Raw genomic sequence first — 23104 nt, forward strand, 5'->3', positions numbered from 1 at the left:
CCATGCAAAAACAAGGGAAATGTTAATTACATACGAAATGCGGTGCATTTCACGTAAAAACTCTTTCTTTTGATCTCTACCCAAAAATCAGCAACTTGGCTAACCTGTTAAAAATTAATCGAAATCTAAGGTTATATTTGCAACTTCGACATGTTAACATCATCGGCTTTTTGAACATCCTCACACTTTTCGTTGAAACGATGTGAGGGGAAATGCACGGCTTCATAGCCCTAAAAAGCGAAGTAATTATGTCAAATATGACGAATGCCGCCTCCCACACAGCGCCTATTCAGGATGCTGACTATTCTGCTATTCATCCCCCATCTTTACTCAAGCGCCTCGAACTCACCAATCCTGTCTTTTGGTTAAGTGGTAGCTTCCTCACTCTATTCGTTTTACTTGCTCTAACGAATACCGACTCTCTAACCGCAATGGTTAACACCGGCTTCGGCTTTGCTACTAAATATTTCGGAGCTTACTGGCAAGTACTGCTTCTTCTGAATTTCCTAATTGGTTTGGCTCTTGCGTTTGGTCGCACTGGTTATGTGCGCCTAGGTGGTCTAGCGAAACCTGATATTGATAACTTTAAGTGGTTGTCAATCGTACTCTGTACTCTACTTGCAGGTGGTGGTGTGTTCTGGGCCGCAGCTGAGCCTATCGCGCACTTTGTGACTGCTCCGCCTCTATACGGGGAAGCCTCACCGAAAACTGCCGCAATCAATGCCCTATCTCAGTCTTTTATGCACTGGGGCTTCTTAGCTTGGGCGATCCTTGGTGGTCTATCTTCCATTGTCTTAATGCACTTGCATTACGATAAAGGCCTGCCTCTTAAGCCGCGTACTCTGCTTTACCCTGTGTTTGGTGATAAAGCCATTAAAGGCTGGATTGGTGATGTTGCTGACGCATGTAGCATCATTGCAGTAGCAGCAGGAACCATCGGTCCTATCGGCTTCTTAGGTTTACAAATTAGCTACGCGCTAAACTCATTGTTTGGCCTGCCAGATACGTTCGTAACGCAAAGTATGGTTATTATGGCGGCGATCCTGATGTATACCCTTTCCGCACTGAGCGGTTTGAGCAAGGGTATTCAAATCGTCAGTCGTTACAACATCATTTTGTCTGTACTATTAATTGGTTACATCCTGTTCTTCGGGCCGACAAGCTTTATCGTTGATGGCTACGTGCAAGGCGTTGGTCGTATGGTGGATAACTTCTTCCCTATGGCACTTTACCGTGGTGATACAGGCTGGCTAAGTTGGTGGACAGTATTCTTCTGGGGTTGGTTTATCGGTTATGGCCCAATGATGGCGATCTTTATTGCTCGTATCTCTCGTGGTCGTACAATTCGCCAATTAATCATGTCTATTAGCATCGCGGCACCGCTGATTACTTGCTTCTGGTTTAGTATCGTTGGTGGCAGTGGCCTTGCGTTTGAACTTGATAACCCTGGTTTGATTTCATCTGCGTTTGAAGGCTTTAACTTGCCTGCAGCACTGCTAGCGATTACTGGTGAATTACCTTACCCAATGATCATTTCGGTTCTTTTCCTGATCTTAACGACAACATTTATCGTGACGACGGGTGACTCGATGACTTACACAATCAGTGTAGTGATGACGGGCTCAACAGAACCAAACGCAGTGATTCGCTCGTTCTGGGGTCTGATTATGGGTATTGTCGCTATTGCGCTTATCTCAATGGGCTCTGGTGGTATTTCTGCATTGCAGTCTTTCATTGTAATTACTGCCGTGCCTGTGTCTTTCATTTTGCTGCCAAGCATTTGGAAAGCACCCGGCATTGCAAGCAGAATGGCAAAAGAGCAAGGCCTCGTTTAAACCGCCTCTCTAACCAATATGCGAAAAAGAGCCCTTCATTGGGCTCTTTTTAATTCTGCGCTTTATCCTACGCTATCAATGCGAATCATCACGGCGTCTGGACGCCAATACTCGAATTCGCAGTCCATTAAATGCCCATCTTGTTTGTAGTTTACCCGCCGAATTTTCAGAACGGGTTGTCCTTCAGCTAGGTTCAACGCCTTAGCGACATGAGCAGGCGCTGACGTGGGAATCACATCAAAACGAGAGCGCTTTGTCTCGTAACCATACTTCTCACGATAAATGCCCGTCAGGGACATGGTGAGGTTCTCAAACAATATACCCTCAAACAGTGCCGCTTTGAGCACGTTCTCAACAAACAATACCGCTCGCCCATCAATAAAACGTAACCGTTCAATTACATAAATTGGGGTAATTCGCTCCACCTCTAACGATTTGGCATACTCACCTGCGGCCATTTCACTTCGCACGTTGAGTAACTTAGTTTCTGCAATACGATGCTGCTCTCGAATCATCTGATGGAAGTGAGAACGAGACAACGGGTTGTAACAGATACGCTCAGGAGATACATACCAACCCCGGCGCTCTTCTCGATAAATAAGACCTTCAGTTTCTAAAGATACCAACGCATCTTTGATAGTGATTCGAGTTGTAGAAAACAGCTCACTGAGCTCTCTCTCTGACGGCAGTTTTTGTCCTTCCGACATGATGCCGGAAAGAATCTGCTGTTTTAAGCTGCTTCTAATTTTTCCTAATTGGGTACCAAATTGTCCGGTGCCTGTCGCTCTCATTCTGATCTAGTCCAAGGATAATTTGACGAATAACATAAGGCGTTTACGTAACAAAAATATGACATTAATCAACAGAACACATACTGAACGTATGAAATATAAGTGCCATATAAAATCAGCAAAACTGTCAAATTACTTGCGCTAAATCGTCACATTCCATCCATAGCATACAAAGCGAACTTACTGACCTAGTCCAGAAGGATGGAGACAATGAAAACTTTGCTAAGTCGTTCAATTACCGCACCAGCGGCAATCATTGCGGTAACGCTCGCTACGCCAACAGTAGCGAAAGAAGCCGATATTGAATCTTTGGTAGCAGCAGCACAAAAAGAAGGGGCGGTTTACAGTGTGGGTATGCCTGACAGTTGGGCAAACTGGAAAGACACTTGGGCTGATTTAAAGTCAAATTACAACCTTAAGCACCAAGACACGGATATGAGCTCGGCTCAAGAAATCGCAAAATTCGAAGCTGAGAAGAAAAACGCGACCGCAGACATTGGTGACGTAGGCTTTGCCTTCGCACGTGTAGCGGTAAAAAAAGGCGTCACTCAGCCATATAAACCAACAACTTGGAATGACATCCCAGATTGGGCAAAAGACGAAGATGGTCATTGGGCACTTGCTTACACTGGCACTATTTCTTTTATCTCCAACAATAACCTCGTAAAAGACGCGCCAAAAACGTGGGATGACCTATTAAAAGGCGACTACAAAGTGACCGTAGGTGACGTAGGCGTAGCAGCACAGGCAAACAACGCGGTTCTCGCCGCAGCGTTCGCCAACGGTGGGGACGAATCCAACCTCAAGCCTGCGCTCAAATTCTTTTCTGAACTCGCGAAGCAAGGTCGTCTTTCATTTACCGATCCGAACATCGCCAACCTAGAAAAAGGCGAAGTGGAAGTGGCGATCATGTGGGACTTCAATGCATTGAACTACCGCGACAAAATTGACCGCGACCGCTTTACAGTGAGCATTCCTCAAGATGGCTCTGTGATTTCTGGTTATACAACCATAATCAATAAATACGCGAAGAACCCTAATGCAGCAAAGCTTGCTCGTGAATACATCTTCAGCGATCAAGGGCAAATCAACTTAGCAGAAGGTTATGCGCGTCCAATCCGCACCAACATCACACTGCCTCAAGCAGTGCAAGACAAGCTAATTGCTAATGACCAATACAGCAATGTTCACCCAGTGACTGACTTCTCAGCTTGGGAAAAGTCCGCACGTAAGCTGCCACGTCAATGGCAAGAAAGTGTCTTAATCCACCAGCAATAAGAGTAAGTCGTTATGAGCAATAAGGTCATCCTTGTTGTTCTAGATGGACTGAACTATCAGGTAGCCCGTGATTGCATGGGCTACCTCAATGGTCTTCTAGAACAAAGTCGTTCCCAACAAGAAACTCGCGCAACGCTTTATCCTGTGCAGTGTGAGCTGCCCTCTATGTCTCGCCCACTTTATGAGTGCATTTTAACGGGCGTTCGCCCTGTAGAAAGCGGCATCGTAAACAACAATATCGTTCGTCTATCCAAACACGATTCCATTTTCAGTTTGGCAAAAGCCCAAGGAAAAGTGACCGCTGCGGCTGCCTACCACTGGGTAAGTGAGCTTTATAATCGCGCGCCATTTGAACCTGTTCGCGATCGTTTCACGCATGATGAAACCCTGAATATCCAGCACGGCTGCTTTTACCATTGGGATCATTATCCTGATGAAGCCTTGTTCCTGGACGCAGAGTATTTACGCCGCAACTATCAACCTGATTTCTTACTGATCCATCCGATGAATATCGACGATACAGGACATAAGTTTGGCCTAGACTCTCGCCAATACCGCAATTGTGCGCGAGGTGCAGACATTATTCTTTCCAACTACATCGATCAATGGCTTGCTGATGGGTATCAAATCATTGTGACCAGCGATCATGGCATGAACAACGATCTTTCTCACGGTGGGATTTTACCTGAAGAGCGAGAAGTTCCCCTGTTTGTCATTGGTGATAAGTTTACCCATCAAGATTGTCATATTAAGCAAACTGATATTTGTGGCACCGTTTGTCAATTGCTAAACCTTGACCACACGAAGCCATACACTCAGGAATTGTTAGCACTATGAGCAGTTCAGTCCTCTCCCCAAGCTCTAGCGAATCACGTTCAAATTTGGCAAGTACTTGGTTAAAGCGCTTTAAGCCAGCCATTTGGTTGGCGCCTTTCGCACTGTTTTTCTATCTATTTCAACTCGCACCGATGATTTGGGTACTGTTAAACAGCTTTATCTACGATGGCGAGTTTGCCTTCGATAACTACATTGAAGTGCTCGACTCCGCCTTTATGATGCAGGCGTTTGGCAACAGTTTGTGGTTAGCTGTATGGTCGAGCATTTTTGGCTTAGCCATTGCGACTCTGTTGGTCTCTTCTCTGCGCAGAGTCGATTCTAAAGTCCGCGACGGTGTGATTGCGTTTACGAACATGAGCAGCAACTTTGCAGGCGTACCTCTGTCATTCGCTTTTATTATTGTTTTGGGCACCAATGGGGCGATTACCCTTTTGCTCAAGCAGTATGGCTTACTCGGTGATTTCGACCTTTATGGTAAATGGGGCCTGCTGGCCATTTACATCTACTTCCAAATCCCGCTGGCGGTATTGTTGCTCTACCCTGCGTTCGACGCGTTGAGCGATGATTGGCAAGCAGCTGCTGCGCTACTGGGAGCCAAAACATCACAGTATTGGGCGAAAATCGCTCTGCCAGTGCTCTCACCAGCCTTATTCGGTACCTTTATTATCTTAATAGCCAACGCAATTGGCGCATATGCGAGTGTTTATGCGTTGACCTCCGGTAACTATAACGTCATCACAATTCGAATTGCGAGTCTGGTATCGGGAGACCTGTTCCTTGAACCTAATCTCGCCGCTGCAATTTCGGTGATTCTAATGGCGTTACTTGCCTTTATCACAGTGATTAACCAATGGCTCATTTCGAAAAGCTATGCAGGTAGGAAGTAGTCATGCACAACGTTAATAATCGATTCCATAAAACGGTGGTTTATTCCATTGTTGGGATCATGCTCATCCCGATTTTAGCGACCTTTGTCTATTCGCTTTCATCACGCTGGGGCGCCACGGTGCTTCCAGATGGTTTCACTTTTGATTGGTACGTTAAATTGCTGACCGACCCACGCTTTTTGCAAGCATTTGGGCGTTCGCTGTTTATTTGTATTGCTTCGCTAACCCTCAGTGTGATTCTAGTTCTGCCAGCGATATTCGTGGTGTTTTACTACTTTCCAAGGCTCGATAAGCTCATGAACGTATTGATTTTGCTACCATTCGCTGTACCACCAGTGGTGTCCTCCGTCGGCTTGCTTCAACTTTATGCTGACAGTGAAATCTCCCTTATCGGTACTCCTTGGATTCTAGTAGGTACTTACTTCACCATCGCGTTACCGTTCATGTATCGTGCGATTTCTAATAGCTTCGAAGCAATTAACCTTAACGATTTAATGGACGCTGCACACTTGCTAGGAGCAAGCACAACCAAAGCGTTTTTGATGGTCATTTTACCTAACCTCAAAAAAGGACTGATGGCATCGCTTTTCCTTTCATTTTCATTTCTATTGGGAGAGTTTGTGTTCGCCAATATTTTAGTCGGCACACGTTATGAAACCCTGCAAATCTACTTGTATAACATGCGTCAGACGAGCGGCCACTTTACGTCTGCCTTAGTGATGACCTACTTCCTATTTATTTTTTTACTGACTTGGTTGGCAAGTCGTTTCAGCCGAGGAGTCAAACAATGAGCTACGTAACAGCGAAAAATCTAACTAAACGTTTTGGTGATAACACCGTATTTGAGGACATTCACTTTAACATCGAGCAAGGTGAATTCATTACGCTTTTGGGCCCTAGCGGTTGTGGTAAATCGACACTACTTCGCAGCCTTGCTGGGCTTAACCCTGTCGATGGAGGCGAGATTTGGGTAAACGGAGAAGATATCACGCATCAAGTCCCGCAAGAGCGTGGTATTGGGATGGTCTTTCAATCGTATGCGCTGTTTCCCAATATGACCGTCGAAGGCAACATTGCATTTGGCTTAAAAATGAAAAAGCTTGCGAATGATGATATTCGACGTGAAGTGGCTAAAGTCATCAAACTGGTGGATCTGGCAGGTAAAGAAAAACACTATCCGCATCAACTTTCTGGTGGTCAGCGCCAGCGTGTCGCACTCGCTCGAGCGTTGGTGGTGAAACCTCGCATATTATTGCTTGATGAGCCACTTTCTGCGCTTGATGCCAAAATCCGCAAACACCTTCGTCAGCAAATCCGAGACATTCAGAAAGAGATGAATCTCACCACTATCTTCGTAACTCATGACCAAGAAGAGGCGATGATTATGTCTGATCGTATCTTCCTAATGAGTAAAGGGGAAATTGTTCAAGCAGGAACACCTGAAGAAATTTATACTCATCCTGCTAACGAGTTTGTGGCCGGTTTCATGGGGCACTACAACCTTGTAGAGGCCAATAAAGCCAAGCAACTCTTCAACATTGATACCGAATGGAAAGTAGCGATTCGCCCAGAGTCTATATATGTAAAAGAGCAAGGTCGTCAATATGATAGCCACATCTCAGCGCCACAAGTAGGTACGATCACCAACCACCAGCTTCTAGGTAATGTTATTCGCTATCAAGTGAACGTTGAAGAGTGTGAGCTCACTGTTGACTTGCTTAACCGCTCTTCAGAACGCTTACTAGCGAATGGCAGCCAACTAGAGCTACTCTTTAACCTAAACGAAATTCAACCAGTGAGAGCCTAAACATGTCCAAACCTTTGTATGTTTTTGATATGGATGAAACCCTAATAAACGCTGACTGCGCAATGATTTGGAACGAGTTTATGGTTGAGAGAGGCATCGCGACTGATCCTTTATTTATTAAGGAAGATCAGCGTCTAATGGCCTTGTACTCTGAAGGCAAAATGGACATGGAAGACTATCTAGCGTTCTCCATGAAGCCACTAGAAAACATGCCGATTGAAGAGGTAAATGCCTTGGTTGAAGAATGTGTTGAAAGCCATATTTTGCCTAAACAGTTCCCTCAAGCCAAAACCCTGATTGAGCAACTGTCTCGTGATGGTATAGATATGGTTATCATCTCTGCCAGCGTCACTTTTTTGGTGGAAGCCGTTGGTCGCCGTCTTAATATTCCAACCGCACTCGGAATTGATTTAATCGAGAAAAACAACCGTTATACTGCTGAAATCGACGGTATCCCGAGTTATCGTGAAGGCAAAGTCACGCGATTAAAACAGTGGCTAGAAAATCAGCCTGAGCGTTATTCCGAAATCCATTTCTATACCGATTCAATCAACGATTTACCGCTTTGTGAATACGCGAACTACGCTTATCTGGTAAATCCATGCCCACAACTAAAAGAACACGCCAACAGACCGAATTGGAGTGTGTTAAGTTGGGGGTGATCTAGCCTCACAAGACCGTTCTTCCTAAGTAAATACTTTTCTATTTGTTCAAAGAGCAGTTCTTTCTGCTCTTTTTTACTTCTCTTCATCACAAATTAATCACTTGATTAAATACTGATTAATTTTTCACATGTCACATGAGAAATCAGCGTCTTATAATTAATCAAATGTTTAATATTTTGAGAGAAGATTGTGACGGAAGCGCATCGAAGGGCGGGAAGACCCACAGATAATATCGACGCAAGGGAAAAACTGATTTTCCATGCGCGCGAACTCTTCACCATTATGGCTTATGACAAGGTCTCTACTCGCCTAGTCGCGCAGAAAGCAGGCGTGAACGTGGCGATGATTCGTTACTACTTTGGCAACAAAGAAGGCTTGTTCGAGACCATGTTGCGCGAAACACTGTCACCGATGCAAAAGCAGATGCAGACGTTGGTATCCAACAGTAACGAGCAAAACTTTCTCGATCTAATGCGTACCTACTACCGCGAAATGATCAAGGTACCACAGTTCCCACGCTTAGTTGCCCAAGTTATGCATATGCCCCCATCGGAAACCCAACGCAAACTGCTCGAAAAAGTCTTCGCAGATATCAGCAAGCCAATGCAAGGCGTGATCTTTGATAAGTTGATTGACAGTGGCGTTTTACGAAAAGACGCCGACCCTCAACTTTGTCGCGTCTCTTACATCAGCTTGATGGTGTTTCCTTTTATGGCACCACCAGCACTGCTCGCCATTCATGGCATTGAACTTTCTGAAGCCTTCTTGAACCGATTATTCGAACACAACATACAACTGATGAAACATGGATTTTTAGACTCGGGCGACCAATATGAAGATAAATAAAAAGCTGCTGTTCTTTCCTGCTCTTGCGGTGGGGGTCGTCATTCTGTTTTTGGCGATTAGCCTCAAACCAGATTTGCCCGTAAAACCCGCTGGAGATCGTGCACGGTTGGTCGAGACGATTCCACTTGAGCTGAAAGCGATTGCACCTGTTGCTATTGGCTTTGGTAAAATCGCACCGAAAGTTGAATGGAAAGCGATAGCCGAAGTGACCGGTAAAGTGGTTTACCGTCATCCGCAACTGGAAAAAGGACAAGTGCTGCAAGCAGGAACGGAAATCTTGCGAATCGACCCACTCGATTACGAGTTGAAACTGGTTCAAGCTCAAGCCGATCTCAAATCTGCTCAAACCTCTCTGGCTAAGCTGAACCAAGAAGAAGCGAATCTCAAAAGCACACTCAAGATAGAAGCCAACCGTCTGGTTATCGCCAACAAAGAGTTAGACCGTAAACAAAACCTACGTAAGAAAGGCTTAACCTCGCAATCGGATGTAGATCAGCAAGAGCAAAGCGCGCTCTCTCAACGTAAGTTAGTACTGGATATTGAAAATCAAATTGGTTTGATGCCGGATGAGAAACGAGTCGCGGAAGCCCTAGTTAAAGTTAATGCATCAAAAGTGGATGAGGCCGAACGCTCGCTTGATAAAACTATCATCACGCTTCCTTACGATTTGCGTATTGCTGACGTAGAAATTGAGAAAAAGCAAGTGGTTAACCTCCAACAAACCATGGTGACAGGACATGGTATTGATGTCATGGAAGTGGAAGCTCAACTATCCATTCATGACATGCAAACTTTGGCGGCGAGCATCGGTGAGTTTGTCCGTGATGAATCTGGTATTCCACAACCTGATATGAATGCGATTCATGCCAACATTGAACTCAGCAGCGGTAACCTCTCTGCAAGCTGGCCTGCGAAAGTTGCACGCATCAGTGAAACGGTTGATCCAAGCCAAGCGACTGCCGGTGTGATTCTGGAAATTGAACAAGACTACCGTGCATTAAACCCAACGTCTGCGCCTCCATTGGTGAACGGCATGTTTGTGCGTGCCTTGATTGAGGGACAAGAGAACCCGAGTTGGGTCATCCCAGAGCGTGCGCTTCATGGCAATAAGATTTACCTGATGGGCGATGACAATCGTCTGCAAGTCGTCACGGTTGAAGTGTTATATCGTCGCAATAACCAAGTGGTGATCGATGGTGAACTAGAGCAAGGTCAGAAGCTGATCATCAACGATTTGCTGCCTGCGATTAACGGCATGCTATTGAAAGAGTCACCTGAACAGTCAGAAACGGCTATTGAGGAGTCTGATTCATGATCCGATTCTTCGCCAAGCATCCAACAGCAGCCAACTTGCTGATGCTAACGCTGCTGATATTGGGGATTTCTTCACTTTCCACGATTAAGCGTGAAACTTTTCCTGAGTTTGATCCGCCCTACATCCTAGCTGGTGTGGTTTACCCCGGCGCTTCCCCTCAAGAGGTAGAAGAGAGCATCTGTATCCGAATGGAAGATGCTGTCGATGGCCTTGCCAACATTAAAGAAACTCAGTGTGAAGCGATTGAGGGTTCTGCGCGTCTTATCTTAAAACTGAATGAAGAAGCCGACATTGGGCGCATGTTGGTTGATGTTCAAACCCAGATCAACTCGATAAACGACTTCCCACAAGAGATTGAATCTCCTGTGGTCCAAGAGCTCGATTGGAACGAGCCAGTTGTGGATGTCGCGATCACCGCAGATACCACATGGCCAGAGCTAAAAGCGTATGCCGAACAGCTTAAACGCACGTTAAAAATCGATTACGATGTCTCTTTGGTTGAAGTTGCTGGCTTCTCTGACCACCAATACCGAGTAGAGTTAGACACTCAAGCTATCCGACAACTTGGTTTGAGTGTTGGTGATATTGCGGACCAGATTGGTCGTCAAAACGTCAAGTTGCCAAGTGGTAATGTCGAAACGCCAGATAAGAACTTTCTGATCCGCTTTGACGAACGACGCGTGACGCCGGAAGAGCTTGAGACTATCGTCGTGGGCTCTGGTACAAATGGCTCAATCATCCGTCTAAGAGATATTGCGACGATTACCGACCGGTTTGAATTGGACGAACAGAAAGTCCTCTTCGATGGTCACCCTTCTGCCCTACTAAAAGTCAGCAAAAACAAAGAAGATGACGCACTGCGTATCAAGGAACGGGTTGCTCAATTTGTCGAAGAACAACAAGCTATCGCGCCAGACGGTGTGATGCTACAAATGACCAATGACCTTTCATCCGTGCTTTGGGATCGCCTGACCATGATGGTCAAAAACGGTTGGCAAGGTATCATTCTGGTCTTCGCCACCATGTGGTTGTTCTTTAGTTTTCGCTATTCCTTTTGGGTCGCAGCTGGTTTACCCGTTGCCTTCTTAGGTGGGTTATTTTTGATGGCGCAACTTGGCCTGTCCATCAACATCATGTCTTTGGTCGGGTTACTCATGGCCATCGGTATCATGATGGATGATGCCATCGTTATTGCCGAATCGATTGCCGCTCACCTCGACCGAGGAGAAGAGATCGATGATGCCGTTATCAAAGGAGTGAAAAAGGTACTGCCAGGGGTAATTTCTTCCTTCCTAACTACGGTGTGTATTTTTGGTAGCTTGTTATTCCTGCAAGGTGAAATGGGTGCGGTACTTAAAGCAGTTCCTCAAGTTCTGATCCTCGTTTTGAGTTTGAGTTTGGTGGAAGCCTTCTTGATCCTACCTAACCACCTTTCTCATTCGCTACATAAACAAAAGCAAGAGCGAAAGACACCGAAGTTTAAACAAAAGCTGCTCGCTTCTTTTGAAAACTTCCGTAACACCACCTTGGTCAACGCAGTGGATAAAGTGGTCGAGTATCGCTATGCCTTTATGGGTGGCGTAGTTGCATTACTTCTTATCTCCGCTGCCACGTTAGTAGGTGGTTTACTCAAGTTCCAACCCTTCCCTGAGTTGGATGGCGACATTGCAGAAGCGCGCATTATTCTTCCTCCGGGTTCTTCTCTGTCTCAAACGGAAGCTGTCGTCGATAAGATCGTCGCTTCCGCTCAAAAGCTAGATAAAGAATGGACAGAGAAAGTGGAAGACGGCAATCCATTGGTTCTACACATCACCAGTCAATTCAACGCTAACGCCGACGCGAATGAATCTGGCCCTCACATTGCCACGGTACGTCTGGATTTGCTGGGCGCCGAGAGTCGTAACACACTCATCGATGAATTTATCGACGCATGGCGTGAAGACATTGGTGAACTTGCGGATCCTATCTCACTGGTATTTAAACAACCGACCATGGGGCCGGGTGGACGAGCGATTGAAATTCGAGCGAAGCATGATGAACTGGATGCGCTCAAAGCCGCCTCTATCGACATTCAACAGTACTTAAATGAGTTTGACGGTGTCCATGGCGTGTTGGATGACATGCGTATGGGTAAAGAAGAAGTCTTGGTAAAACTGCGTCCGGGCGCAGAAGCTTACGGGATTAACGGCCAACTCATCGCCAATCAATTGCGTGCAGCTTTCTTTGGCCAAACCGCAGACGAGATCCAAGTTGGGGTAGAAAACATTTCCATCGAAGTTCGCCTCGATAAAGCACAAGCCGGTGACTTACAGCAATTGGCAAACTTTCCGATTATCTTGTCCGATGGCAGTCAAATCCCCCTCGCAACCATTGCGACTTTGGATTTCCAACGTAATTACGTAAGAATCCAGCGCATTGATGGCTTGAGGACTGTGAGCGTATTCGGCGATATCGACAATACGAAAGCCAACTCAACCGCCATTATTCGTCAGTTCCAACAAGATGAAGCACCAAAGCTTATGCAAAAGTATCCTGGTCTTCGCTTTGATTTTGAAGGCGAAGCCAAAGATACCGCTGAAACTGGGGCATCAATGGGTAAAGGCTTCTTGCTTGGTTTGTTTGGCGTGTTTGCGATTCTGAGTTACCAATTCCGCAGTTATTTGGAACCATTCGTCGTCATGCTTGCGATTCCCCTCGCCTTTATTGGCGTGGTATGGGGACACATCCTACTCGGTCACTCATTGAGTATGCCAAGTATGATGGGCTTCGTCTCATTAGCGGGGATTGTGGTGAATGACTCGATTCTGTTAGTTCAGTACATACGCCATCATGTCGATGAAGGGGATAATGTGCACGACTCGGTCGTCAAAGCCAGTCGGGAACGCTTTAGAGCAGTATTCCTGACATCAATGACCACTGCAGCAGGTTTGCTTCCGTTACTGACTGAAACCAGCCTGCAAGCACAGGTTATCCAACCACTGGTTATCTCCATCGTGTTTGGTATTTTCGCATCCACTCTGCTGGTGTTGTTTATGATCCCTGCTGCGTATGCCATTTTAGCTGACTTCGGCCTAGTCCATAAGCACGAAGAAATCTAAAACGACTGATAAGTAAACTTATCAAAATGAACAAGAGCGGCTTAGGTCGCTTTTTGTTCAATACCAACGCGTTAAAAAACACACAATCAGTTAACAAACAGAGGGTTATTGTGTCTCATTAAGTGTAAATATGAACAGTTAAGGATTAAGTATGTTGAGTTTTATATAACCAAATCAAATAACCAACACAAGATTTATAATATGTTTTATTGTCAAAAACGGCATTTCACAGAGTAAAAATACACGCAGGCAACACATTCACAATTTAAACTCACGATAATGAAAACATTGATTGAAGAATTAACATTTTAACAATCATTACAACAATGTTAACTTTAGCCTCGTTGGTCGCACTGGTGGTAAGCCTCTCACCAAGCCTATTGTCAGTTTTATATGGACGTTCGACCACCTCCAAAATGAATAGACACCCAATTTGGTGCCCTTTTTTCGCCCGTGAAAGCATTCTTCGCGGGCTTTTTTCTTTAAGTTAAGTATGAACGCTCTGGATCAACTTTTTTTTGCCAACCTTTCGGATTTGGAGGTAGTATGCGAATCAATAAGCGGAGACAGTGCTAGCAACTCTAAAACATTTTTTTCAAAGATTTCATCCGCGTGTCTTACCCAATCTAAAAACTTTTTTTGAGCAAACATAGGCTCGATTTCATATAAAAATTCAATACTAAAGTAAAACTCATTTTTGATAGGCAAATTGTACACTCTTCGATAGTCTTTTTTATACTCCAAATTTCCTTCTACATATTTTGAAAATGTATTTCCACCAATCTTGATATCTTGGCATTTGATTGGAGGGTAACCACGAAGAAACTCTCCTACAAGGAACTCTTCTTTCGCTCTCTTTTTTTCTTCGTTTATCGGGTCCATTCCCCAACGATGATTTGCATACGCAATGGCATCATTCATCAACTCTGTATGATCACCTTTTTGAGAACCGTCAGGTGACTCTACAGCATGATAAAAATCCACGTACTCTTTCTCTATAAATGAAGATAGTTGATTAACACTAGTAATATATTTATCTGAAGATTTAATCCTTAACCGAATATATAAGCTACCTTGTTTATTGATTGGTAATAGTGGATTTATTATTTTATTTTGAAAAGAGAAATAAATCGTGGCCAAGTTTATAAACTTTTCATGCCGCTCTACTTTTGAATCAATATTGAATCGTTGTAATTCAATAAAATCTTGGTATACATGACCTTCATATATATTGTTCGGACATTCAAATGATAGTACTAAGTCATCTATCTGGAATACATTATGTAACAAGTGTGCAAAATCTGGTTTCCCTCTAAACCCATCTTTAAAGATTTTGATAAAATTCATATTTATATCTCTTGTTATTTAAATATGTATTGATATTTGTGATAAGCTCTATACTAAATCCATTGGCTTTATATGCGCCATGGCGTACAAAGGTAAATAGACATCCAATTTGATTCATTTTTCTCTCATGGCTACATACTTTGCTAGCTTTTCTTGACACTGACGCTGTGTTACTCAGCCTTAGTTTTTTCGTTCAATCCCTTTACTGCTTTGGCTGTATACGAGTCGATGAGCGGAGACAAATCCAGTAATTCCAATACTTTTTTTTCAAAGGTTTCATCCGCACTTCTCACCCAATCTAAAAACTTCTGCTTAGCAAACATCGATTCGTACTTATACCAAAACTCGATGCTCAGGTAGAATTCATTTTTTATGGGTAAATTGTATACTCTTCGTAATTCACTCTTATACTTAAGATTACCTTCTGAGTATTTTGAGTATTTGTTTTTTCCAACTTCAACTATCTCACACTTTATTGGTGGATAACCACTTAAGAAACCTCTAATTAAATATTCTTCTTTTTCTCTTTTTCGGTCTTCACTTTCTGGAATTTCTCCCCATTGTTTATTCGCACGCTTAGTCAATTCTTTCATCAAGTCTGTATGATACCCCCTCATAGAGCCTTCACTTTGCTCCGGGGCATGATAAAAATCATAATATTCTCTCTCTAAAAATGAGGACAATTGACTAATATTATCAATATCTTCTCCAGTAGATTTAACCCGTAGCCTAATATATAATCCACCTTGTTTGTTAATAGGAAGCAAAGGGTTTAATATTTTCTTCTGAAACAAAAAATATACCGTAGCTAACTTTACAAACCTTTCATGCCTCTCTATTTTTGATTCAACATCGAACTGTTCTAAATTAACAAGATCCTGGTATACATGTCCTTCATATATGTTGTTCGGACACTCAAATGACAGCACTAAGTCATCTATCTGGAACGCATTATGTAATAAGTCAGAGAAATCCGGCTTTCCTCTAAAACCATCTTTACACATTTTAATAAAACTCATATGTCTATCTCTTACTCTTCAAATATGCATCAATACCTTTAAACGAGAGCCTGCAATATGAGCTCTAATTCAAGTAAAGGTAAGCCACATACTAAGGTATTATGAAGATCAAAAAGGAGATCGGATCTTTTCTAAATTTTAAATATCTAACATCACCTCCACTTTACTGAAATCTACACTTTTGAAAGTTACATCCGCTCCATCCAGCAATAGCTCATCAAACACGCCAACTATTGATAATAAGCTTGAGGATCTGATCTCCACCCATGAAATGAGAAACAAAAAAGCCAGCCTTAAAAGGCTGGCAAGTAGAGCAACAAGGTCAGTGCTTACTGCTAACTAACACCGAACTCGTATTGGATTCATTTTCGTCTGTTAGTCTCTTTTATCGGCGTTTATGACTTGCTTGCTTTCTCTTTGTGGCACGTTACCTTTACTAACTGTTCTTGCTCATCTTTAATGTTTTTCACGATACGCTCATCACGTGCACGAATGGCATCCATGTTCATTTGCTGAATATCTGCTATAGCTTCATGTTTCATTTCAGAAAAGTCCTGACGTAAATCTGAGCTCCACTCCTCTTTGTCTAAAGTGTTAGCAGCAGCGATTGGTGATGACATTACAGCAATAAGACTTAGAGTAGATAGAAATACGCTTTTCATAATAAGCTCCTTGAGGATTAGCAGTTAATTTTAATTACAATTTATATATTGCACATACGATGCCAACTTTTATTTTGTTATTTTTCAACAACTTAAATAAAACCTCATATTCAACGTTATCTTCGTCTGGTAAATTTCGCTAACCAAGCGTCAAATTAACCATGCAAATTTAAAACATTAGAAACATACATATTAGAAATGCTTTGTCAGGCAGTTTTCTCATCAGATAATTACGTAACTGCCCACTAAAAAATCGCTTTGAATCAAAATACGGAAACAAAAAAGCAGCCCGAAGGCTGCTCCTAATCGTTAACATCAAGCTTGTTAACTCGATACGCTTGCTTCAACGCTCGACGTCACTGGCGACTTTCTGAAACGATTAATCAAACGATGGATAAACCTCTTAATCGATCTGAAAATATTTTTAATATCTTCAAGCATTAAATACAAACAAGGCACCAACACTAAAGTCAGAACCGTTGCGTACAACACCGCAAAGCCCAAAGCGACAGCCATCGGTATGACAAAACGCGCCTGCAAACTCGTTTCAAACATTATCGGCAATACACCCGCAAACGTCGTTATTGAGGTGAGCGTGATAGCTCGAAAACGAGCACAACCCGCCTCAACAACCGCTTGTTTGATGTTCATACCCTTTTCTCTCACTTGGTTTACGTAATCTGTCATAACCAGAGAGTCGTTAATAACCACGCCAGCAGCGGCGATCAAACCAAATGTCGACATCATACTTATGTCTAAACCTAGCCAGAAATGGCCCCAAATCGCCCCCGTCAGACTAAACGGAATGACGGACATTACAATCAAAGGTTGGGTATAACTTTTTAACGGTACAGCTAACAAGATGTAGACGATGATCATGCCTGCAATAAAGAACAAAATCTGTTCATTACGCTGCGCAGCCTGCTCTTCAATATCACCGCCCAATTCTGTTTTCACAGTTGGGAAGGCTTGCTTCATGTCCGGTAAGATATTGTCGTCAATGACCTTAACGATTTCTTGAGGCTCAACCAATTCTTCGTCTATGGAACCATAAACATAAACGGTTTGATACCCGCCTTCACGTCGAATGCTACTCACGCCCGGCTGCTCGTTGATCTTCACCACATCACCTAGCATGACCTTCTTACCTGCTGGTGTGGTAATCACAGCGTAACGCAATGATGAGAATGCTTCACGCGTCAATTGCGGGTAACGCACCATAACTTTAATTTCTTCACCATCACGAATAATGCGCTGTGCTTCGCCACCATAAAAGCTGCCACCAACTTGCTCTGCGATCATGGTGAGATCCAGACCGAGATCGTACGCTACAGGCGCAAGAGACAGGAGTACTTCTTTGCTTCCAGAATCAATAGAAGATGAAATATCATATAACCCTTCTTCCTGCTGTAAACGCTCTATCAAGTAACGCCCAGCCTCGTTGAGCTCACTGATGTTAGAACCAAACAACAAGTAGCCAAACTCATCTCTGTCACCACCACCCGCACTCTGCTCGCGGATTTTGATGCTCTTCATACCTGGGATAACAGGCATAGCTTCACGCCAACGTCGAGCCAGTTCAAATGTATTGAACGGGCGTAACTCTTCATCAACCAGAGGCACTAATACACGACCTTCGGTGCGGCTTCTGTTGTACGACAGCACATCACGAATCATTCCTTGACCATGTTCTGCAATGGTCTCAGATTCGATCTTTTGCATGACACGTTCAATAGTCTTGAGTGCACTGATTGTCTGCTCACTTGAAACGGTATCATTCATTTCAATAGTGATCGCAGGATAGTCGGTCGGCACTTTAGGGTTAGGGATCACCCGAACATAATTCGCGTTGATCAAAGCCGCGCTGATCAGCAGTAAACCACAGAACACCGCAAACACTGTCCAGCGCCAATGGGTGCATGTTGTTACAAAGTTACGATACGGACCGTTTACAAAGCCGAAGAAACGTTGGTTGAAACGATCTCGCCATCCACCAGGCTTGACTGGTTTAAAATGGGTATGCGCCAAGTGCGCTGGTAGGATCAACTTTGATTCAATCAAACTGAAGATCAAACAAAGAATCACAACCCCCGCGATACCATAAAAGAAAGCGCTATCAATACCACTCGAAAGCAAGAATGGTGCGAATACAGCAATCGTTGTCAGAACACCAAATGTCGCTGGCGTAGCAACACGTTTGACACCGCGTACCACGTTCTCGACACCGCCGCCCTTTTCTTCGATTTCACTGTACGCACTTTCTCCCATGACGATGGCGTCATCCACCACAATTCCGAGCACCATAATGAAAGCAAACAGCGAGACGATGTTCACTGTAATACCCAAAGCTGGCATCATCATCACCGCACCAAGGAAACACACTGGTAAGCCGATCATTACCCACATAGCCAAGCGGAAACGTAGGAAAATGGTCAGCATAATCGCGACTAATGCAGCGCCTTGCAGCAAGTTTTTCAACATCATGTCGAGACGCCCATTTAAATAATAAGTCGTATCAACTAAGACTTTGAGCTTAACATCCTGCGGTAATGTCTTGTTTTTTGCTTCAATATAATTACGAACGGACTGTGCAACAGGGATAATGTTCTGATCACGAGTTGCTTCAACAGACATGTAGATCGCATTTTGCCCTGAGTATTCAAAATAGCGCTCTTCTTCCGTAAAACCATCTTTGATCGTGGCGATATCTTGCAGTAAAACCTTCGCACCATTTGCGCCAAGCTTTACAGGAATATTTCTAAACTCATCACCACGGTAGTATTGGTTTTCAATCCTTACTGCAATCATCCCTGAATTTGTTTTTACTTCGCCCGCAGAAAAGTTAGCTGAATAACGGCTGATCGCGCTGCTGATATCGCTCAACGTCAGGTCGTATTTACGAAGAACAAGTGGGTCAACTTCAATCGCTATTTCTTCTTCTGGCGCACTCAGGTACACCAGCATGACGTTTTCTAACTGAAGTAATTCATCTTCGATTTGCTTAGCGATCGGTTTAAGCTCCTCGAGCGGTCGGTCCCCAACTAATCCCATTTCGATTACATCTTGGCGCCATTCAACTTGGTAAACATTGATTGGTTCCATACCCGTTGGTAAGTTAGACAATGTATCAATACGTTGGTTTACATCATCTAAGACACGCTTGATATCGGCATTAACGTCTACCTCGATGGAAACATACGCGCTACCTCTAGAGGCCGTTGAGACTGCTTTTTTAATCCCGGTGACGTCTTTAATCGATTCCTCGACCTTAACGAGAATACTCTCTTCTATCTCTTGAGGAGAAGCGCCAGGATAAGTCGCACGAACATCAATGTAGTTCACCTCAATATTCGGAAACATCTGCCTTTGAATAAAGAGAAAGCTCACCACACCCATGATAATGATGAACACCATCAAAAGGTTGGCAGCGACGGGGTTATTCGCAAAATAGGCAATCAAGCCCTTTTGTTTAGTATCTTCCATGACAAACTCCTACTTACTGTACGACGGTTTCGGAGTCGTCACTCTTTTTTGCGATTTGTACCGCCATGCCTTTTTGAGGGTACTCTGGTAAGGTCAGTACCAACTTATCACTTTGCTCTAAGCCTTCGCCCACCAGCAAAAACTCACCTTCTGCTCTCAAAACCGTGACAGTTCTGGGTTGAAGTTGATTATCGCCATTCACTACCCACACGGTACGATTTTTTACTAATTCCTGTGGTAAGCGGTAGATATGCTTAAGTTCCTTACCAGTGAAGCTCACTTCAACGTAGGAGCCGAATTTAATTGGAGGCTGCTGGTTATCGACACCGTATGGGTCCGCGATTTGAATGACCATGTTAATCATTCGGGTAGCGCTATCAATCATGCCTAAATCACGAACTACTCGACCTTCTCTAGTGGTAGAAAATACACCTTGCTGCGTCACTGTCGCAGTGAGTTCACCAATGGATTCGGGTAAAAATGCACTATCAAAACCGGCAATGGGTACATGCACCTCTGCCACTTCGATGTTGTTTAACGTGGCAACTCGAGAACCAGATGTAACAAATTGACCAACACCAATATCACGCTCAACAACCAGCGCATCGTAAGGTGCAACGACTTTGCAATTTTCTAACTCTCTTTTTGCTCGTTTGAGTGCCGCTTGAGCCGACTTCACTTGGGCTTGTGCGCTCAAAACGTGAGGCTTGCGTAAATACAGATCCGTCACTTGCTTATCGCTCAGTCTCTTTGCCTGACGTTTTGCAACTTCGGCTTTCGCTTGTTCCTCAATCAAGTTTGCGCGTGCACTAGCTAAATCGGCTTCAGCTTGTAAAACCGACGCTTCATAGTTGTCACTTTCAATTGTGAAAAGAACCTCTCCTCGTTTCACGATGCCACCCGTTACAAAATTCGGGTGCCAACTTATCACTTCACCACTGACTTGCGCGGAAAGGTGTGTTTTTTCAAAAGGGACTAATTCACCGTGACTGGTAATCACCACTTTGTGATCAGTAGGAAAAAGAGAAGAAGCCTGAACAGTAGGTTCTGTAATTGCATCTTTGGTTGACTCTTTTTCCGGCGCAGTTGCGGCAATTGCAGCATATCCTGCATAAGAGCCTCCAACGACGACGAAGGGTAAAAGCCAACGTAATATGGGTTTTGCTAACATCGAAAATCCTTTTTTATTGTTGTTTTCAACACCACACTTTTATTCAGTCCATTGCTCCCGGTAAGCATGGTGGTGAGAGAATTGAATTTGAATAAACATCAAAGCGGCACTTGCCTAGTCTTTTAAGCAGCGAACTAGATAGTTATTGCCAATTCAAAGTTAATAAAATTAACAAAAAATTAACCAACTGCGCAAGTTGCTCTGACTTAACTTTTATTCTAAACAGCAAATGACATGCCAAGCATTTATTTATTAAAAATCATATGGTTATATAAAAACCATTATTTTATCCAGTGTGCTATTGGTCATAATCACCAGATATTAGTGATTATGACCAATACGGCCATAATGATAATTAAAATAAATGATTATCTGCGCTCTAAAAGTTGAACTTGGTGCAGGCTCTATGGCAATTCATTGATTAATCGCTCGTTATCAAACGGTTCTGGGTGCATGTGGCGTCAGCTTAAGTCTATAATTTGGAGTAGGTAACACTCTGTAAGACAAGGAAATGTGCTTTGTTACAAACGCTCGCCAAGTTGCTCTTCCCCTCGCTGCTCACTATTTTATCGGCATGCTCATCCGTATCGTTGAATGACGCCAGTGAAAAGTCCACCAGCTTTCAGCTCGGTTATCAAAAGGATTCTGTTCTTGCGCAGTACTTTGAAGCTTACGGGAGAGATCCTAAGTCCATAACTGGCTTTGCACCGTTAAATCAGGGACACGATGCCCTTCTTGCTCGAACCTCTTTGATCGAGTCCGCCCAGAAAAGTCTTGATCTTCAATACTATATTTACCGTGGTGACGAAACGAGTCAGCTAATAACGTGGCGCTTGTATGAAGCGGCAAAGCGTGGTGTTCGAGTAAGGCTGTTGCTTGACGATATGCAAAAGCGAAACGACGATGTGATGGCTGCCCTCAATGCACATCCTAATATAGAAATCCGCTTATTTAACCCGCATCAGTATCGCGACTCCCGTTGGTTCGCTCTTGCTAGCGATTTTGAACGCCTTAATCGTCGTATGCACAATAAGTCTCTGATTGCAGACAGTGTTTCCGCCATTGTCGGAGGTAGAAATATCGGCAATGAATACTTCTCTTTTGAATCGCAAGTTGAGTTTGGTGATTTTGATCTTCTGCTCTATGGTGAGGCGGTACAACAAACTGCCGATCAGTTCGACCTCTACTGGAATAGCGCCTATGCGATACCAATGGAATGGATTACACCGAATTCACAGCAAATTACCGACCAAGCGATTCAAAAGCAGGTCAATAAACTCCGGTTAGAGGAAAAGTTTTCAACCGGCCGCTATGACTTCACCCAACTGGATATGTACCAAGATCTAAAACAAGGCAAACTCAAGCTCTACTGGGGAGAAGCGAAAGTATGGTTTGATCTGCCCGATAAAGTCGCAACCCGAGAGAGCCAACTTATTGATAATTTGTCGGAACTGGTTAAAAATGTTGAGGATTCATTTGTGCTCATTTCTCCCTATTTCGTTCCAACTGAAGCAGGTACTCAAGCATTAAGTAACGCGGCCAAGCGAGGCGTTGATATCACGATTGTGACCAATAGCCTCGCGTCTAACGATGTGTTTGCCGTGCATGGTTGGTACGCAAAATATCGAAAAGATCTACTCGAAGCTGGAATCAAGCTTTGGGAAGTAAAAGCGAGCGCAAAACTCAAAAGTAAGTGGAGCATCACGGGGAGTAGCAGAGCAAGTTTACACGCTAAAGCAATGACGATTGATAACAAAACACTTTTCGTTGGTTCAATGAACTGGGACCCACGTTCGGCAGCTTTGAATACCGAAATGGCAGTTGTTATAGAACAGCCAGAATATGTGCAAATGTTTCTAGAACAACTGCCGAATCAACTGTCGAGTAACGCCTATGCCTTAACTCTGCGCGACGGGGACATTGTCTGGACCGACGTAAAAACAGGCGAAGAATACGACTCCGAACCAGAAGCAGGAGTATGGCGAAAAATGGGTGCTTGGTTCTCCGGAATATTACCAATTGAAGATCAGCTATAACAGTTGCCAATACTGCAAACCTACCCA

General features: G+C 43.8%; 17 protein-coding genes. 11 read left to right on the forward strand and 6 right to left on the reverse strand.

Translation table 11 applies throughout. From position 1 onward, the window contains the following. Positions 1-248 precede the first annotated feature (248 nt). The gene (locus R8N47_RS09450; RefSeq protein ID WP_005373846.1) at positions 249-1835 is read left to right on the forward strand and encodes a BCCT family transporter; all 1587 of its coding nucleotides are present in this window, start codon (positions 249-251) and stop codon (positions 1833-1835) included. 62 nt (positions 1836-1897) lie between these two features. Here R8N47_RS09450 and R8N47_RS09455 read toward each other — a convergent pair whose 3' ends face one another. Continuing rightward, the gene (locus R8N47_RS09455) at positions 1898-2626 is read right to left on the reverse strand and encodes a UTRA domain-containing protein (RefSeq protein ID WP_064354534.1); all 729 of its coding nucleotides are present in this window, start codon (positions 2624-2626) and stop codon (positions 1898-1900) included. A gap of 210 nt (positions 2627-2836) precedes the next feature. Here R8N47_RS09455 and R8N47_RS09460 point away from each other — a divergent pair, with 210 nt between their 5' ends. The 9 genes from R8N47_RS09460 (at position 2837) to R8N47_RS09500 (ending at position 13359) form a co-directional block, all read left to right on the forward strand. Continuing rightward, entirely contained in the window at positions 2837-3904 is a 1068-nt protein-coding gene (locus tag R8N47_RS09460) for an ABC transporter substrate-binding protein (protein WP_005373851.1), read from the forward strand. 12 nt (positions 3905-3916) lie between these two features. After that, on the forward strand, positions 3917-4741 hold the full coding sequence (locus R8N47_RS09465; protein ID WP_005373854.1) for an alkaline phosphatase family protein: 825 nt from the start codon (positions 3917-3919) through the stop codon (positions 4739-4741). Further along, complete coding sequence (locus R8N47_RS09470) at positions 4738-5628, forward strand: ABC transporter permease (protein WP_213913790.1); 891 nt, start codon at positions 4738-4740, stop codon at positions 5626-5628. The genes R8N47_RS09465 and R8N47_RS09470 overlap by 4 nt, the downstream gene beginning before the upstream one ends. A 2-nt stretch (positions 5629-5630) precedes the next feature. Continuing rightward, complete coding sequence (locus tag R8N47_RS09475) at positions 5631-6419, forward strand: ABC transporter permease (protein WP_064354533.1); 789 nt, start codon at positions 5631-5633, stop codon at positions 6417-6419. Beyond that, the gene (locus tag R8N47_RS09480) at positions 6416-7435 is read left to right on the forward strand and encodes an ABC transporter ATP-binding protein (protein ID WP_005373862.1); all 1020 of its coding nucleotides are present in this window, start codon (positions 6416-6418) and stop codon (positions 7433-7435) included. Before R8N47_RS09475 ends, R8N47_RS09480 begins: the two co-directional genes overlap by 4 nt. Before the next feature lie 2 nt (positions 7436-7437). Then, the gene (locus R8N47_RS09485; protein WP_064354532.1) at positions 7438-8097 is read left to right on the forward strand and encodes an HAD family hydrolase; all 660 of its coding nucleotides are present in this window, start codon (positions 7438-7440) and stop codon (positions 8095-8097) included. 192 nt (positions 8098-8289) lie between these two features. Beyond that, positions 8290-8946, forward strand: a complete 657-nt coding sequence (locus R8N47_RS09490; RefSeq protein WP_025767986.1) for a TetR/AcrR family transcriptional regulator — start codon at positions 8290-8292, stop codon at positions 8944-8946. Next, a complete protein-coding gene (locus R8N47_RS09495; protein ID WP_025767987.1) occupies positions 8933-10261 on the forward strand; it encodes an efflux RND transporter periplasmic adaptor subunit in 1329 nt (442 codons plus the stop codon). The genes R8N47_RS09490 and R8N47_RS09495 overlap by 14 nt, the downstream gene beginning before the upstream one ends. Continuing rightward, a complete protein-coding gene (locus tag R8N47_RS09500) occupies positions 10258-13359 on the forward strand; it encodes an efflux RND transporter permease subunit (RefSeq protein ID WP_025767988.1) in 3102 nt (1033 codons plus the stop codon). The genes R8N47_RS09495 and R8N47_RS09500 overlap by 4 nt, the downstream gene beginning before the upstream one ends. Positions 13360-13866: 507 nt before the next feature. On the opposite strand, the gene R8N47_RS09505 is transcribed toward R8N47_RS09500, so the two are convergent. From R8N47_RS09505 to R8N47_RS09525, 5 genes are all read right to left on the reverse strand, one after another. After that, positions 13867-14706, reverse strand: coding sequence for a hypothetical protein (locus tag R8N47_RS09505; RefSeq protein WP_064354529.1), 840 nt, complete (start codon positions 14704-14706; stop codon positions 13867-13869). A 170-nt stretch (positions 14707-14876) separates the two neighbouring features. Continuing rightward, a complete protein-coding gene (locus R8N47_RS09510) occupies positions 14877-15725 on the reverse strand; it encodes a hypothetical protein (protein ID WP_064354528.1) in 849 nt (282 codons plus the stop codon). 395 nt (positions 15726-16120) lie between these two features. Continuing rightward, a complete protein-coding gene (locus R8N47_RS09515; RefSeq protein WP_064354527.1) occupies positions 16121-16387 on the reverse strand; it encodes a hypothetical protein in 267 nt (88 codons plus the stop codon). Positions 16388-16711: 324 nt separating this feature from the next. After that, positions 16712-19870, reverse strand: coding sequence for an efflux RND transporter permease subunit (locus R8N47_RS09520; protein WP_064354526.1), 3159 nt, complete (start codon positions 19868-19870; stop codon positions 16712-16714). A 13-nt stretch (positions 19871-19883) separates the two neighbouring features. Then, positions 19884-21041: an efflux RND transporter periplasmic adaptor subunit gene (locus tag R8N47_RS09525; RefSeq protein ID WP_025767993.1), complete on the reverse strand. Its 1158-nt coding sequence runs from the start codon at positions 21039-21041 to the stop codon at positions 19884-19886. A gap of 518 nt (positions 21042-21559) precedes the next feature. On the opposite strand from R8N47_RS09525, the gene R8N47_RS09530 reads away from it, so the two are divergent. Further along, complete coding sequence (locus R8N47_RS09530; RefSeq protein ID WP_064354525.1) at positions 21560-23077, forward strand: phospholipase D family protein; 1518 nt, start codon at positions 21560-21562, stop codon at positions 23075-23077. Positions 23078-23104: the final 27 nt, after the last annotated feature.

This window comes from Vibrio sp. 2132-1, from assembly GCF_033344315.1.

Bases quoted from the DNA above. Each gene is read 5' to 3' on its own strand.
- R8N47_RS09450 (WP_005373846.1), top strand. From the start codon at position 249: ATGTCAAATATGACGAATGCCGCCTCCCACACAGCGCCTATTCAGGAT.
- R8N47_RS09455 (WP_064354534.1), bottom strand. From the start codon at position 2,626: ATGAGAGCGACAGGCACCGGACAATTTGGTACCCAATTAGGAAAAATT.
- R8N47_RS09460 (WP_005373851.1), top strand. From the start codon at position 2,837: ATGAAAACTTTGCTAAGTCGTTCAATTACCGCACCAGCGGCAATCATT.
- R8N47_RS09465 (WP_005373854.1), top strand. From the start codon at position 3,917: ATGAGCAATAAGGTCATCCTTGTTGTTCTAGATGGACTGAACTATCAG.
- R8N47_RS09470 (WP_213913790.1), top strand. From the start codon at position 4,738: ATGAGCAGTTCAGTCCTCTCCCCAAGCTCTAGCGAATCACGTTCAAAT.
- R8N47_RS09475 (WP_064354533.1), top strand. From the start codon at position 5,631: ATGCACAACGTTAATAATCGATTCCATAAAACGGTGGTTTATTCCATT.
- R8N47_RS09480 (WP_005373862.1), top strand. From the start codon at position 6,416: ATGAGCTACGTAACAGCGAAAAATCTAACTAAACGTTTTGGTGATAAC.
- R8N47_RS09485 (WP_064354532.1), top strand. From the start codon at position 7,438: ATGTCCAAACCTTTGTATGTTTTTGATATGGATGAAACCCTAATAAAC.
- R8N47_RS09495 (WP_025767987.1), top strand. From the start codon at position 8,933: ATGAAGATAAATAAAAAGCTGCTGTTCTTTCCTGCTCTTGCGGTGGGG.
- R8N47_RS09500 (WP_025767988.1), top strand. From the start codon at position 10,258: ATGATCCGATTCTTCGCCAAGCATCCAACAGCAGCCAACTTGCTGATG.
- R8N47_RS09505 (WP_064354529.1), bottom strand. From the start codon at position 14,706: ATGAATTTTATCAAAATCTTTAAAGATGGGTTTAGAGGGAAACCAGAT.
- R8N47_RS09510 (WP_064354528.1), bottom strand. From the start codon at position 15,725: ATGAGTTTTATTAAAATGTGTAAAGATGGTTTTAGAGGAAAGCCGGAT.
- R8N47_RS09515 (WP_064354527.1), bottom strand. From the start codon at position 16,387: ATGAAAAGCGTATTTCTATCTACTCTAAGTCTTATTGCTGTAATGTCA.
- R8N47_RS09520 (WP_064354526.1), bottom strand. From the start codon at position 19,870: ATGGAAGATACTAAACAAAAGGGCTTGATTGCCTATTTTGCGAATAAC.
- R8N47_RS09525 (WP_025767993.1), bottom strand. From the start codon at position 21,041: ATGTTAGCAAAACCCATATTACGTTGGCTTTTACCCTTCGTCGTCGTT.